The organism is Acinetobacter equi (genome assembly GCF_001307195.1).
Taxonomy (GTDB): domain Bacteria; phylum Pseudomonadota; class Gammaproteobacteria; order Pseudomonadales; family Moraxellaceae; genus Acinetobacter; species Acinetobacter equi.
The window spans coordinates 420,207-435,297 of the sequence record NZ_CP012808.1 but is presented as its reverse complement, the minus strand read 5'-3'; the positions used below and the strand labels follow the sequence as shown (position 1 = coordinate 435,297).

Sequence of the window (15,091 nt, the reverse complement as noted above, 5' to 3'; positions counted from 1 at the left end):
GCATTCTTTCAGGAATTATTGTTGTATGTATTTGGTCAGGATGGGGGTGTCTCTAAGTATGGAATTCATAATGATTTAACTGAATGGGATATTGTCATCATTCGTTTTTTTATTGCATCTGTCATTGTTTTCCCTTTTTTTCTATTTTTAAACAGGAGTGATAAAAAGAAAATTTTTTCACTTTCTATCATTATATGCTCATTGTTTTATGGAAGTTTTTATTTAATCACAAGCCTAATTGGACTTAAATTATCTAATGCAGCTAATGTTGGTTTAATTGTGAATGGTTTTTTACCAGTTATGTCTGCAATTATTATTTATATTTGGATCAGAGAAAAAATAAATAAAATCCAAATTTTTGCCATATTTATGATTGTGGGTTCAAGTTTATTGTTGCTCTCTTATAAAAGTATTACTTATGAGGCTTTTTTATTATTTTTAATATCATCGGCTTGTATGTCTTTTTATTCAGTTGCAATCAACCGTTGGTAGATTAACCTTAAGCTTATTATGATTTTTGTTCCAATCATTAACTTTTTATTTTTTTACCTTTTTGGATGTTTTTACCAAGCAATTTGACCAATGCGAGTTTAAAAAATATTGCTTTCCAAGCCGTGTATCAAGGAATTGTTGTAAATTTGATAGCTCTGTTTTTTATGAGTTATTTAATTAGATCATTAGGCGCGATGAGGGCATCTACTATGATGGCTTTTGTACCTGTTGCGATTATTCTTTTTGCACATTTATTTTTAGGTGAACAAATTGCATTAAGTACGATGATTACAGGAGTGCTATGTACTGTTGGAATTATTTTATATAACACATCTAAATTATTTGAAAAAAACAACAATAAGAAATATGAATCTTAAGGAAGTTTTTTCTTATAAGAGTAAATTATATAAAAAAGTTCTTAAAAAAGTGGTTAACGCTAAAAGCGATAAATATTAGGTTGGAATAAGTTTTTTTTATAATATTACTTTAAATAACATATGGTTATTTTTGAAAGGTGATTTTTATGAGAAATATCTTATATTTAAAAACACTTAACATTGAGATGTATAAAAAATATTAGTTCAAAAAAGTCGTAGTGTAGAAAAAAGGTTACTACTCAGGTCGGATTTTTAAACTGACTATTGTTAAGCATGATGGCGCTATAGCTTAATTTGATTAATGGGAATTTAGCCATGCGTCGTCAAACATTATGGATAGCACTTCTTGCTGCGACAGCAACTTTGGGAACAACTGCATCTTATGCAGATTTTATCGACGATAGCCAAGTTCAACTTAAACTCAGAAACTTTTATTTAGATCGTCAGTATGATGATCTTCCTCAAAATAACTGGGGTAGTTGGTCACAAGGAATCACGCTAGATGCTAAATCTGGATATTATGATTTAGGTGGTGTGCAAATTGGGGCAGATTTATTGGCACAATATGCTTTTAAATTAAAACAATTACATGACAATCCAGATTGGGTACTTCCATATAAAGATGGCAAGTTAAAAGATCAGTTTGGTAAAGTGGGTGCCACATTAAAAGCAAAAGTTTCACAGACTGAATTAAAAGTGGGCGAGTTATTACCCGTTTCACCTGTTTTAGTTTTTGATCCATCGCGTCAGCTATTAACAACTTATAGCGGTGCATGGTTGGAATCTAAAGATGTAAAAAACACAAAATTGACACTTGCTTATGTCAACAGAATTAATAATCGATATGATGATAGTTTTGAAAAACTAACTAAGTTTAATCCTCCACGTGAATATGATAATGGTCCTGCAGCAGATGGTATGTGGATTGCGGGAATTGACTATCAATTTACCAAAGAATTAGGTGCAAGTTATTGGTTTGCTAATGTTGAGGATATCTATAAGCAAAATTATGTTGGGGTTAACTACAATACAAATTTAGCTGAGAATACAAAATTAATGAGCTATGCGCGTTATTTTGATAATTCAGCATCGGCAAATGACCTATATGGTCGTATAGATAACCAAGCTGTTTCTTTAAGTGCCAAAGTAGTTCATGGAGCACATACGGTTGCCTTAGGTTATCAACAAATGATGGGAGATAGTGCATTTCCAACTTTAGGTGGTTGGGTGCCACAACCATATTTAGTCAACTGGGGTGTTGCAACATTTACCAATGCAAAAGAAAAATCTTGGGGCTTTACTTATGGTTATGATTTTTCAGAGCTAGGTGCTAAAGGTCTTAATTCAACAGTAACTTACTTCACCGGTTATGATGCAGAGGTTGCAAATTTAAAGGATCAGAAGTCAGATGAATGGAATGTGGTGATCAATTACACCATTCCTGAAGGTCAGTTAAAAGGATTAGGCATCCAAGGCATGTATATTGATGCAAATTATGACTGGAAAACTGATTTAAAAGAGTATCGTATTGCAACAACATACACTTATAAGTTCTAATTTATTGTGATTTTAAATGAAGTGGCAATTTTGAAATTGCCACTTTTTATATCAAAATTTAAAAATGAATTAATAATCTTGCTATTTAAAAATAAACCTTCTATTTCAATGAGTTAAATTATAGATTTTTCCTAGTAGATCATTGGAAATTTGTATCAGTTGAGGGTAAATCAACAGGTAATATAGCAGTGTAAAACATCATTTTTTCAGTCAGCTGAATGCGAAGCCTTACATTAGGGATGCGCAAATTAAGGCGATACGAGGAGTAGGTATGAGTACGGTTCAGATTCCTGAATATACAACAGATGCATTTTTTGGTTTAGAAGATAAATGGATTGAAACTGCTGAAGGTGAGTTAACTCATTATCATGAAATTGGTGAAGGTACACCTATTTTATTTTTACATGGTTCAGGTACTGGTGTATCTGCTGCGGCAAACTGGTGGTTGAATTTACCTCAAATTGGTGAGCAAGCACGTTGTATCGCAATTGATACGATTGGTTATGGCCAAACAGTTGTTGCACCAAATACTGCATATGGTATCCGTGCTTGGGTAGATCATGCTATTCGTACATTAGATGCTTTAGGTATTGAAAAAACATGGTTAGTTGGTAACTCTCTTGGTGGATGGCTAGCATTCCAACTTGCACTTGATTATCCAGATCGTGTTCTTGGTATTGTTTCAATGGGTACTGGTGGTGCGAAGCAAACTGCTGCATTAAAAGCACATGCAAATCCTGTACTTACAGAAGAAGGTATTAAGAAAACGCTTTCTATGTTCGTAGTAAATAAAGATTTAATTACTGATGAGCTTGTTAAAGTGCGTTTCGCTTCTGCTGCAAATGACTATGCATCTAACCGTTTGATGGATGTTGTTGGCGCACGTGACCGTGACCGTTTTGAATTCCCTCTTGATTTTGAAAAAATGAAAGATATTACTGTTCCAGTATTATTAATTCATGGTACTCAAGATGTAGTAATTCCAGTATCACGTACATGGGATATTTTGAATGTGGTTCCACATGCTGATGCACATATTTTCAGTCAGTGTGGTCACTGGTCTCAAGTTGAAAAATCTGAAGAATTTAATGCTGTGATTAAAAGCTATTTAGCATTTCACGGTGTGAAATAATTTAATTCAGTTTGGTTTCTGAGAAAAAAGGTAGCAAATGCTGCCTTTTTTTATGAAAGCTATATACAAAAAATATATAAATGAGTATCATTATCAATAATGATGTGAAATTATTTTATTAATAAGATATTAAGCAATTTAAATGTGCTTGAACCATCAAAAAAATCATTAGACTTAAGTTGTAAGACAGCATAAATTTTATCTAAATTAGATTGAGTAGTACGAAAAATATAAGGTTTAAAAAAAAAGACGATTTGATAAAAAAATGGAAACAAAGTTTTTTTCTATTAATGTGAAAAGACTTAGAGTTTTTAGTTATAAAAAATAGCACCATTATTTAGTAAAAAAATAATGGTGCTATCGTAAAAAAGAATTTTTTTTGAAAAAATTAGACTTGTCGATCAAAATCTAGGTAAAAAACTTGTGTTAAAAGTTCAATAAATTTTCTGACAGCTATAGAATTACTATTTTTTCGGTAACTTACGTATAAGTCTAACTGTGGAAGTTCGATATTTAAGGGACGAATTACCGTATTGTTCATCGATAATGGAGCAATATAACCAGGTAAAATTGTGCAGCCTAAGCCCATTCCAATAGAGTTTATATTAAATAGAATGTTGTCTGCTTTTTGTACAATATTGAATTCAATATCATTGCTCTTGGCAAAATCTAAAATCAAATTATGCAAAGTAGTTGATTGCTCAATTGATGGAATAATGAAGTCAATTCCATCTAATGCTTTAACAGGAATGCGTTCATATTTCGCTAAAGGATGATCTTTAGGAAGTATGAAAATAAGGGGTTCACGTAAAACAAATTGGCTCTCAATCTCATCGCTAGCAAGACTTTGACGGGTAAATGTGATATCTAAATCACCCCGTTTAAGTGCTTTCATTTGCTCAGTATTATTCATGCTGAGTAATTCAATTTTTAAATCAGAACTGTGAACACGAAGGTTGGGTAAAACGTAAGGAAAGATCTTCATTTCAACAACAGGTACAAAACCAATGCGTAGCATTTGTTGCTTTGCTTGAGAGACCTGACGTGCCATAGCAACGGCTTTATCTGCTTGTGCGAGCGTCAATCGAGCTTGTTCAAGGAATACAGCACCTTCTTCGGTAAGCTCTACTTTTCGCTTAGTACGATGCAGTAATTTAACCCCAACATCTTCCTCTAAGTCTTTGATTTGTTGGCTTAGAGAGGGTTGAGCCGTATAAAGCTTCAATGCAGCTTTACTGAAGTTCAGTTCTTCAGCAACTGTAATGAAGTATCTTAGATGCCGTAATTCCATATCAACATGTCCAAAGATTTATTCAAAAAAAGTCTTATAGTAAGAGTTTTGAGTATAATCTATAAACAATCAATAGGTGAAGGTTATTCTAGTATTTAGATAATAAATGGTGTTGGGTAAATAGTAGTCAAATCATTTGAATAAATTTAATTAAATTTATTCGTTTTTAATATTAATTAAAACAAAATAAATATTTTACCAAAAACTAGTCAAAATCCATTATCGATGAAAAGTTGAGTCTATTACTTTGTGCCATTGATGGTCGCAGGAGAGCTTTTCATGAGTGGAAAAATTGATGTGCGCGAAATTGACGCTTTAGTCGATGCACAAAATGGTCGTGTTACGCCATCTATTTATACAGATCCAGACATCTATGAATTAGAACTCGAACGTGTGTTCGGTCGTACATGGTTGTTCCTTTGCCATGAAAGTCAAATTCCTAAGGCTGGTGATTTCTTCAATACCTACATGGGTGAAGATCCAATCATTGTGGCACGTCAAAAAGATGGCTCAATCAAAGCATTTTTAAACCAATGTCGTCACCGTTCTATGCGTGTGAGTTTCGCAGACTGTGGTAATACACGTGCGTTCACTTGCCCATACCATGGCTGGTCTTACGGTATTGATGGTTCTTTAAAAGATATTCCATTAGAAGAACGTGCATTCCCACACGGTGCTTGCAAAGAGCAATGGGGGCTGGTTGAAGTGAACCGTGTTGAGTCTTACAAAGGCTTAATCTTCGGTTGTTGGGATGAAACAACGCCTGATCTTATCGAATACATGGGTGATATTGCTTGGTATTTAGATGGTGTGGTTGACCGTCGTCCAGGTGGTACAGAAATTATTGGTGGTGTTCATAAATGGGAAATCGACTGTAACTGGAAATTTGCAGCTGAACAGTTCGCTTCTGACCAATATCACGCTTTGTTCTCTCACGCATCTGCGATTCAAGTATTAGGTGCAAAACCTGATGATGAGTCTTCTAAAAAATTAGGTGCTGCGCAAACAGCTCGTCCTGTATGGGAAACTGCAAAAGACGCAATTCAATACGGTTCACGTGGTCATGGTTCAGGATTCTTCTTTACTGAAAAACCAGATGCAAACGTATGGGTTGATGGTGAAGTTGCAAACTATTTCCGTGAAACTTATGAAGAAGTTAAAGAACGTCTTGGTGAAATTCGTGCACTTCGTCTTGCGGGTCATAACACTATGTTCCCAACGATGTCTTGGTTGAATGGTACTGCAACACTTCGCGTATGGCATCCACGTGGTCCAAACAAAACTGAAGTTTGGGCATTCTGTATTGCTGATGCTGAAGCATCACAAGAAGTAAAAGAAGCATTCGAGCGTTCTGCAACACGTGCATTTGGTCCAGCTGGTTTCTTAGAGCAAGATGACTCTGAAAACTGGATTGAGATTCAAAAAGTTTTACGTGGTTATAAAGCACGTCAAAACAAACTCATTATGGAAATGGGTAAAGGTAACGAAAAAGTTCGTGAAGATGGTATTCCTGGTATTACCAACTACATTTTCTCAGAAACTGCAGCACGTGGTATGTACCGTCGTTGGGCAGACTTGTTAATCCATGAGAAATGGGAAGATGTAGAAAAAGCAGCTGACGAATATGAGAAGGAGCTTATGAAATGAGTCAAATCAGCTTAGAACTTCATCACCAAATTAGTCAGTTCTTATATCAAGAAGCAAAGCTTCTTGATGACTGGAAATTCCGCGATTGGTTAGATACGTTAAGCGAAGATATTTCTTACACATTACGTACTACACCAAACGCACAAACGCGTGACCGTCGTCGTTCAGTTGAACCACCTACAACTTGGGTATTCAACGATACGAAAGATCTTTTAGAACGTCGTGTTGCTCGTCTTGAAACAGGCATGGCTTGGGCTGAAGAGCCTCCATCACGTACAACTCACATGGTATCAAACGTGATTGTAGAGCCGACTGAAGTTGACGGTGAATACGATGTGTACGTAACGTATCTCCTATACCGTACGCAAAAAGAGAAAGACGTAACGATTTACTGTGGTAAGCGTCATGACAAGATTCGTAAAGTTGAAGGTGGACTAGGTTTCCAAATCTTTAACCGTAAGATTATTCTTGATCAAGTGACGTATAACTCACATAACCTGAGTGTGTTCTTCTAATGAATAAGATTTTTGTTTGCCAAGTTGATGAATTAGACGAAGGCGAAGCATTGAAAGTAGATTGTGGCGTTAATGGTATCGAAGCGCTTGCAGTATTCAATAATGGCGGTGAATTTTTTGCTATGAATGACCGTTGTTCACATGGTAATGCTTCAATGTCTGAAGGTTATCTTGAAGATGATGGTACTGTTGAATGCCCACTTCATTCGGCTCGTTTTTGTTTAAAAACTGGTCAAGCATTATGTTTACCAGCAACAGATCCAATTCAAACATTCCCAGTAGTGCTTGAAGATGGTGCTTTATATGTAGAAATGGCAGGAGAGTAATCATGGGTTGGCTACAAGGCGAAGTTGCATTAATTACCGGTGGTGGTTCGGGCTTAGGCTGGGCATTGGTTGAGCGTTTTTTAGAAGAGGGTGCACAAGTTGCTGTTCTTCAACGTTCACAATCCAAAGTTGATGCATTGAAAGAACACTTTGGTGACAAAATTCTTGCAATCGCTGGTGATGTTGCCAACTATGAAGACAATGTCCGTGCTGTTAATGCAACTGTTGAACGTTTTGGTAAGCTCGATTGTTTTGTGGGTAATGCTGGTATTTGGGATCATTATGCAGATATCGTTAATACCTCTGGTGAACAGCTCGATAAAGCTTTTGATGAAATTATGGGAATTAACACCAAGTCTTTAATTCTTGGTGCTAAAGCTGCATTAGATGCATTGATAGCTTCTGAAGGTTCTATCATATTTACTTTGTCTAATTCTGCCTTGTATTCGGCAGGCGGAGGTCCTGTATACACAGCATCTAAACATGCTGGTGTAGGGATTATGAAAGAACTTGCTTATGAGCTTGCGCCTAAAGTACGAGTGAATGCAGTTGCGCCATCAGGTATGAATGTAAACATCAAAGGCGCAGCCTCTTTAGGTCAAGAAAATCTTGGTTTATTAGATGCTCGTGATCCTGAGAAAATTGCTCGTGGTATGCCGCTCAATTTCTTACCAGAACCAGAAGATATGACAGGTTCATATGTATTGTTGGCTTCTCGTCAAAATAACCGCCCACTTACAGGTGTTTTAATTAATGCTGAATGTGGTTTGGGTATTCGTGGTTTACGTCAACCACGTGCTGGTTTCTTTGACGAAATTTAAGCTGAAAATGTAATGGACTTACTCGGCAGCCTTTTGGCTGCCTTCCGTTTAGGAGTCACACATGGCCGTTAAACTTATTTGTGCATCGCACAGCCCATTAATGGAATTTGCATCACCGCAAGAAAAGCGTAAAGAACTTGCTGTTCGTGAAGCATTTGACAAACTTGCTGCTGAAGTTAAAGCGTATGATCCGACCTTAATTATTACGTTTGGTCCTGATCATTTTAACGGTTTCTTTTACGATCTTATGCCAAGCTTTTGTGTGGGGATTCGCGCAACAGCAGCAGGCGATTGGGATTATGGCAAAATTGATAATAAAATTGATGTGCCAGAAGAGACAGCTTTGTCATTAGTACGTTGTGTACTTGATGAAGGTGTAGATGTTGCATACTCGTATCGTATGCAGGCAGATCATGGGGTGACTCAACCATTGCATTTCCTTTGTGGTGGTCAACTTGATCGTTATCCAACAATTCCTATCTTTATTAATGGCGCAGCAGCTCCTATGCCAACTACAAAGCGTACAATTGCTTTAGGGCGTGCCGTTGGTCAATTCATTAAGTCTTTAAATCTTGAAAATGAGCGTGTACTTGTTTTAGGTACAGGTGGTTTATCTCATGATCCACCAACACCACAAATGGGTTCTGTGCCACCAGAAGTTGAAGAATTCTTAATTGCTGGTCGTAACCCGACTGAAGAAGCACGTAATGCACGCCAAGCAAAAATTATTGCTGTAGGTCAAAAGTTAGCTGCAGGTGATACATCTGTTGCTGTGCCTTTAAGCCCTGAGTGGGATATTGCATTACTTGAAAAATTCAAAAATGCAGATTTTGCTGCTTTAGAAGCAATGACTGAAGCTGAAATTCGTCGTGACGGTGGTCGTGGTGGTCAAGAGGTTCGTTCTTGGATGGCAGCATTTGCAGCATTAAGCGAATTAGGTGAGTACGACATGACGACTCACTGTTATGAAGATATTAGTGAATGGATTGCGGGCTTTGGTATCGTATCTGCTGAGTTAAAAGGTTAATTTCATGAGTAACATTGAAACCGTTGTAATTGTAGGCGCAGGTCAAGCAGGTGCAAGTGCAATTTTAGAACTTCGTGCAAATAAGTACGAAGGTAAAATTATTTTAATTGGTGATGAAGTTCATTTACCTTATGAACGTCCACCATTATCTAAAGATGTGATTTTAAAGCCTTCAGAAACCAAAATCGAAATTTTGTCAGAAGAAAAATTGGCAGAATTAGGTGTACAAACAATTCGCGGTTTTGCTGTGAAAAAAATTGATGCAGATGCTCATCAAGTAACGTTAAGTGATGGTTCAACTATTGCTTATGACAAGCTTTTGCTTGCTACAGGTGGTGCAGCACGTCGTTTACCAAATTTTGATGCTTTGGGTAAACATGTTTATACCTTGCGTAATTTAGAAGACTCACAAGCATTAGTTCCTGTTCTTCAAGCTGGTCGTCGTATTATCTTAATTGGTGGTGGGGTGATTGGTCTTGAGCTTGCATCATCTGCACGTTTTAAAGAATGTGATGTGACCGTGATTGAAATGGGACCAATGGTGATGGGTCGCTCATCGCCACGCGTATTAAGTGAATTCTTACTTGCTCAGCAACAACTTGCAGGTGTAGATGTACGTCTTTCAACTTCAATTGCAGATTGCAAATTGGATGGCGAAGAAATTGTCGTGACCTTAGGTGATGGTGAAGAACTTCGTGCTGATGCTGTTGTTTATGGTATTGGTATCGTACCAAATGCTCAGCTTGCTATTGATGCAGGTTTAGACGTTGATTTCGCGATTAAAGTGAATGAAAATTGCCAAACATCTCATCCTGATATTTATGCGGCAGGTGATGTCGCAACTCAATTACGTGAATGTGGTAATCATCGCCGTGTAGAAACATGGGAAAATGCGAATCTTCAAGCAGGAGTTTTTGCTCGTCATGTGATGAATGTTGAACATCCAGCTGTAAATCCTGCATGGTTCTGGACAGATCAGTTGAATATCAACTACCAATTTGTTGGCGATATGGCAGCAAGTGAGTGGATTGTTCGTGGTGAAATTAATCCTGAACTTCGTCAAGAATCATCATTCGTTCTATTTGGTGTGACTGATGGCATTATTGTTGGCGGTATTACGGTAAATGCGGCTAAAGAAATGCGTCATTTGAAAAAATTGATTAGCAAAAATGCAGCTTTTGAAGCAGATAAATATTTAGATTTAAGCCAAGATCTTCGTAAACTTGTGAAGTAATCTTTATATTGAAAAGAGCAGTCCTAGGGTCACCGAGGGCTGCTTTTTTATGCGTAGTTCTTGATGCATTTTTTGTCTTATCTTTCATTAGAGTTTCTGTAGAGTTGTCTATGAATTCAAATACATCACCATTGATTATTACAGCCAGTATTTATGCTTTACTTGTTTTAATTTGGGCAACGACACCACTTGCAATTGTTTGGAGTGTTGCTGAAGTTCATCCAATGTGGGTGTTGATTATTCGTTATTTTGGTGCCTCACTGATTGCTTTGCTTTTACTTATAGCAATGCGTGGAGCTTTACCTTTTGATCGAGTTTCAATGAAAAGTTATGTGGCTGGGAGTTTAAATTTAATTGGTGCACAGCTTTTTATTTATCTTGCTGCAAATTATTTAACCTCAGGTTTAATGGCATTAATATTTGGCTTTTCACCGCTAATTGCAGGTTTAATTGGACATGTGATTTTAAAAACAAACAGGCTGATTGGACTGCAGTGGTTAGGAATGGCAATTGCTGTTGGAGGATTAACTTTTGTATTTGCAGATTCGGCTGAGAGCAAGGTCAATCCTTGGGGGATTGTACTGATGTTACTGAGTATGGTGTCTTATATTAGTTCGATATTTTGGGTGAAACAAATTAAAGCACCTTTAAAACCAATGTCACAAGCAACGGGTTCTTTAATTATATCTGCACTCGCTTCACTACTTATTATTCCATTTATTTGGCAACATTTCCCGACAGCTTTACCAAGTACACAAGCAATGATTGGTTTTGTATTTACCATGATCATGTCTTCTATTGTGGCAATGCTTTGTTATTTTTGGCTTATTAAGCGTTTGAGTGCATCTACAGTGTCATTAAGTAATGTGATGACGCCTATTATTGCCTTAGTTCTCGGTACGACCTTAAATCATGAACATATTAGCTCACATGCATTTTTAGGTATTTTAGTTGTCATGTTTGGAATTATTTTATATTTCTGGAAAGAATGGAAAGCACAGTATTTTGCTTAATGTCATTAAGATAGAAGGATGGGCAAGAAGGTTCCTCTTTTCAATTAACTGATGAAAGTCGTGAACAACCAAAAATCGAATTACATGAAATTATTCGTCGCTCTCCAAAAATGATTAATCCATTTTATTGTATTAGAGAAGGGAAAAAGATTGTTGTTTAATTGGAATAGTTACATTTTGTAATGAATGACTTTGTTTTTTAAGTACTTGAAATATAAAGTGAAGTTTAATGTATTTTTTCATTACTTGTTTTTAATACATATACAGTATATTTGTTTAAATTTTTATTAATTTATTCGAAAACAGTAGGTTTAATTATTGTTTTAAATCATACAATTATGTTTTGTTTTTACATAATTTAAATAAAGTAATGTTAGAAAAGATTAAATTTTTATTTAATTAAATAGGGAAAATAGATGGTGATTATTTATACTTTCCACTTTGTTTTTTGGAAAATGCCCCTATATTCTTAATAAGAGAAGTTTTTTTATAGATTTATGGTTTTAAACATCACAATAAGATAATTTTGGAGAGTCAAATGTCTCAGAATACACAAGCGACTTCAGGAAAATGCCCATTTCATAAAGATGGTGCTGTGACGAATGCTGCCAGTTCTAATACAGACTGGTGGCCAAATGCTCTCAATTTAGATATTTTATCTCAACACGATAAAAAAACAGATCCAATGGATCCAAATTTTGATTATGCAAAAGCATTTAACTCTTTAAATCTAGAAGAAGTTAAACAAGATATTCGTGAATTAATTAATAGTAGCCAAGATTGGTGGCCATCTGATTGGGGTAGCTACATTGGTATGTTTGTACGTACTGCATGGCATTTAGCTGGTTCTTATCGTAAGCAAGATGGTCGTGGTGGTGCAAACACCGGTAACCAACGCTTTGCACCATTAAATAGTTGGCCTGATAACGTAAATACTGATAAAGGTCGTCGTTTACTTTGGCCAATTAAGAAAAAATATGGAAATAAATTATCTTGGGGTGATTTGATTGTCCTTGCAGGTACAGTAGCTTATGAAGAAGCGGGCTTAAAAACTTATGGCTTCGCCGGTGGTCGTTTAGATATTTGGGCACCTGAAAAAGATATTTATTGGGGGGAAGAACGCCAATGGCTAGCTCCAACAGAAAACCGTTATGCAAATGATGAAGATCGTAAATCGTTAGAAAATCCACTTGCAGCAGTGCAAATGGGATTAATTTATGTTAACCCTGAAGGGGTAGATGGTAAGCCAGATCCACTTCGTACGGCACAAGATATGCGTGTTACATTTGACCGCATGGGTATGAATGATGAAGAAACAGTTGCATTAACCGCTGGTGGTCATACTGTTGGTAAAGCACATGGTAATGGTAAAGCAGAAGTGCTCGGTGCAGATGTTGAAGGTGCAGATGTCGAGTTTCAAGGTCTTGGTTGGCACAACCCTGAAGGTACGGGGAATGGTGCAAATACCATGGTTAGTGGCTTAGAGGGTGCTTGGACAACACATCCTACAAAATGGGATAACGAATTCTTCTACTTATTGTTTACTTATGATTGGGAACTTACAAAGAGCCCTGCAGGTGCACAGCAATGGGAACCTGTAAATATCAAAGAAGAAGATATGCCAGTTGATGCACATAATCCAAATGTTCGCCGTAAACCAATGATGACAGATGCCGATATGGCACTGAAAATTGATCCTGAATATCGCAAAATTTCTGAACGTTTTTACAAAGATCCAGCATATTTCTCAGAAGTATTTGCTCGTGCATGGTTTAAATTGACACACCGTGACATGGGGCCAAAATCACGTTATTTAGGTCCAGATGTGCCTGCGGAAGATCTAATCTGGCAAGATCCAATTCCAACTGTAGATTACACATTATCTGAAGCTGAAATTGATGAATTAAAAGCTAAGCTTTTAAATAGTGGACTTACTTCAGAAGAGCTTATTTCAACAGCATGGGATAGTGCTCGTACATATCGCGGTTCAGATTTCCGTGGTGGTGCAAATGGTGCACGTATTCGCCTTGCTCCTCAAAAAGATTGGGAAGGAAACGAACCTGCTCGTTTAGCAAAAGTACTTGCAAAACTTGAAGAAATTCAAGCGGGGCTTGCGAAGAAAGTTAGCATTGCAGATTTAATTGTACTTGGTGGTACAGCAGCAGTTGAAAAAGCAGCGAAAGCAGCTGGAGTTGAAGTTAAGGTTCCATTTATTGCTGGACGCGGTGATGCGACACAAGAACAGACAGATGTGTACTCATTTGAAGATCTTGAACCTAAGCATGATGGTTTCCGTAACTGGGTAAAAGCAGATTATGTTGTTCAGCCTGAAGAAATGCTATTAGACCGTGCTCAGTTACTTGGTTTAACTGCACCTGAAATGACTGTATTAATTGGTGGTATGCGTGTACTTGGTACGAACTTCGGTGGTGTCAAACATGGTGTATTTACAGATCGAGTAGGTGTGTTGAGTAATGATTTCTTCGTTAACTTAACGGATATGAAGTATAACTGGAAACCTACAGGTAAGAATTCATACAACATTGTTGATCGTACAACAGGTGAAACGAAGTGGACGGCAACACGTGTAGATTTAGTCTTTGGTTCAAACTCAATTCTTCGTGCATATGCAGAAGTTTATGCTCAAGATGATAACAAAGAAAAATTTGTTAAAGACTTTATTGCAGCGTGGACTAAAGTGATGAATGCAGACCGCTTTGACGTAAAGTAATATGAATCTAAATAAATGAACAAAACCGCCTTTAGAGGCGGTTTTTGATTTTTGTAGATATCTATTATTTTTTATCAGTTTTACTAAGTCGATTCACAATTGTAGTGAAGTAAACAGTAAAGATAGGAAATGTTGTCATACCTGTAGCTGCTAATACCGTGGTGACAATTTTCCCCACATTAGTGAGCGGGACAATATTTGAACCAACGGTTGTAACAGTCATTCCAGCCCACCAAAGTGCATCACCAAAAGTTTGTACTTGATAGTTTACTTCTCTTTCAAAAATAAAGAATATGAGGCTAAGGGAATAAATAATGGCAGATAAAATGAGCAAATAAGAAATGAATAGGGCTGTTGAATTACGCTCCATCATTAAATGTAGAAGTACAATTAATGCAACACCACCTCGAATCAGTGGAATAAAACCAATTAAATAAATTTGTTGTTGAGTGAGTTGAATAGAGGTGTAATCTAAAATTGTGAGATAGGGAATACACAAAAAAAAGATAATTGAATATTTTGCAAGAAATTTGAATTTATGATCGGATAGGAATAGAAAAATAAAGAAATTTAAAGTGAAATAAATACAAATCCAGAATTGAATATCAAAGTAAATTGAATGAGCTAAAAATGAATCATGTCGAAAAGCTTCAAGAGAAATAATGAAGACTAAAATAAGAGAAGCGATAATGATTAAAAAATTCAATATCTTAGTTAAAGGCTTCTTTCTGTCTAGGATATATGACTTAAAATTTTTCAAAATAACAGCGTCTAAAAAATATTTCATTTATAGTATACGAAGTGTCATATTGTTTTAATATGATAATCATAAGCTTAAAAGAAAAATATAAGATTATTGTATGAAAAAGAATCTTTTTAAAATGTGAATTTTTATGATAAAGCATTATTATTTCTAGGAATACATCAT

14 protein-coding genes and 1 pseudogene are annotated in these 15,091 nt (G+C 36.2%); 13 read left to right on the top strand and 2 right to left on the bottom strand.

Annotated features, from left to right (window positions below; all coding sequences use genetic code 11):
• Positions 1–21: 21 nt before the first annotated feature.
• The 4 genes from AOY20_RS01970 (at position 22) to AOY20_RS01960 (ending at position 3,558) form a co-directional block, all read left to right on the top strand.
• A complete protein-coding gene (locus AOY20_RS01970; RefSeq protein WP_054580322.1) occupies positions 22–492 on the top strand; it encodes an EamA family transporter in 471 nt (156 codons plus the stop codon).
• Between the two features lie 47 nt (positions 493–539).
• Positions 540–869: an EamA family transporter gene (locus AOY20_RS14415; protein WP_227510372.1), complete on the top strand. Its 330-nt coding sequence runs from the start codon at positions 540–542 to the stop codon at positions 867–869.
• 315 nt (positions 870–1,184) lie between these two features.
• The gene (locus tag AOY20_RS01965) at positions 1,185–2,426 is read left to right on the top strand and encodes an OprD family outer membrane porin (RefSeq protein ID WP_054580321.1); all 1,242 of its coding nucleotides are present in this window, start codon (positions 1,185–1,187) and stop codon (positions 2,424–2,426) included.
• A gap of 271 nt (positions 2,427–2,697) precedes the next feature.
• Positions 2,698–3,558 (top strand): alpha/beta fold hydrolase, encoded by an 861-nt coding sequence (locus tag AOY20_RS01960; protein ID WP_054580320.1) that lies wholly within the window; start codon positions 2,698–2,700, stop codon positions 3,556–3,558.
• A 388-nt stretch (positions 3,559–3,946) separates the two neighbouring features.
• On the opposite strand, the gene hcaR is transcribed toward AOY20_RS01960, so the two are convergent.
• Positions 3,947–4,849 (bottom strand): DNA-binding transcriptional regulator HcaR, encoded by a 903-nt coding sequence (gene hcaR / locus AOY20_RS01955; RefSeq protein ID WP_054580319.1) that lies wholly within the window; start codon positions 4,847–4,849, stop codon positions 3,947–3,949.
• 279 nt (positions 4,850–5,128) lie between these two features.
• Between hcaR and hcaE the strand changes: the two genes are divergently transcribed.
• The 9 genes and pseudogenes from hcaE to katG all read left to right on the top strand — a co-directional run bounded on the left by hcaE (position 5,129) and on the right by katG (position 14,163).
• Complete coding sequence (gene hcaE, locus AOY20_RS01950) at positions 5,129–6,496, top strand: 3-phenylpropionate/cinnamic acid dioxygenase subunit alpha (RefSeq protein ID WP_054580318.1); 1,368 nt, start codon at positions 5,129–5,131, stop codon at positions 6,494–6,496.
• Positions 6,493–7,011: a 3-phenylpropionate/cinnamic acid dioxygenase subunit beta gene (hcaF, locus tag AOY20_RS01945; protein WP_054580317.1), complete on the top strand. Its 519-nt coding sequence runs from the start codon at positions 6,493–6,495 to the stop codon at positions 7,009–7,011. The genes hcaE and hcaF overlap by 4 nt, the downstream gene beginning before the upstream one ends.
• Positions 7,011–7,337 (top strand): 3-phenylpropionate/cinnamic acid dioxygenase ferredoxin subunit, encoded by a 327-nt coding sequence (gene hcaC / locus AOY20_RS01940; RefSeq protein ID WP_054580316.1) that lies wholly within the window; start codon positions 7,011–7,013, stop codon positions 7,335–7,337. Before hcaF ends, hcaC begins: the two co-directional genes overlap by 1 nt.
• Before the next feature lie 2 nt (positions 7,338–7,339).
• On the top strand, positions 7,340–8,158 hold the full coding sequence (gene hcaB / locus AOY20_RS01935) for a 3-phenylpropionate-dihydrodiol/cinnamic acid-dihydrodiol dehydrogenase (RefSeq protein ID WP_054580315.1): 819 nt from the start codon (positions 7,340–7,342) through the stop codon (positions 8,156–8,158).
• A gap of 61 nt (positions 8,159–8,219) precedes the next feature.
• The gene (locus tag AOY20_RS01930) at positions 8,220–9,185 is read left to right on the top strand and encodes a 3-carboxyethylcatechol 2,3-dioxygenase (protein ID WP_054580314.1); all 966 of its coding nucleotides are present in this window, start codon (positions 8,220–8,222) and stop codon (positions 9,183–9,185) included.
• Between the two features lie 4 nt (positions 9,186–9,189).
• Positions 9,190–10,419 (top strand): 3-phenylpropionate/cinnamic acid dioxygenase ferredoxin--NAD(+) reductase subunit, encoded by a 1,230-nt coding sequence (gene hcaD, locus AOY20_RS01925; RefSeq protein WP_054580313.1) that lies wholly within the window; start codon positions 9,190–9,192, stop codon positions 10,417–10,419.
• A gap of 110 nt (positions 10,420–10,529) precedes the next feature.
• Entirely contained in the window at positions 10,530–11,432 is a 903-nt protein-coding gene (locus AOY20_RS01920) for a DMT family transporter (RefSeq protein ID WP_054580312.1), read from the top strand.
• A gap of 35 nt (positions 11,433–11,467) precedes the next feature.
• Positions 11,468–11,593 (top strand): annotated as a pseudogene (locus AOY20_RS15110) (MBL fold metallo-hydrolase); the annotation flags it as partial.
• Between the two features lie 377 nt (positions 11,594–11,970).
• Complete coding sequence (gene katG, locus AOY20_RS01915; RefSeq protein WP_054580311.1) at positions 11,971–14,163, top strand: catalase/peroxidase HPI; 2,193 nt, start codon at positions 11,971–11,973, stop codon at positions 14,161–14,163.
• 64 nt (positions 14,164–14,227) lie between these two features.
• Here katG and AOY20_RS14715 read toward each other — a convergent pair whose 3' ends face one another.
• On the bottom strand, positions 14,228–14,662 hold the full coding sequence (locus tag AOY20_RS14715) for a potassium channel family protein (protein WP_158319986.1): 435 nt from the start codon (positions 14,660–14,662) through the stop codon (positions 14,228–14,230).
• Positions 14,663–15,091: the final 429 nt, after the last annotated feature.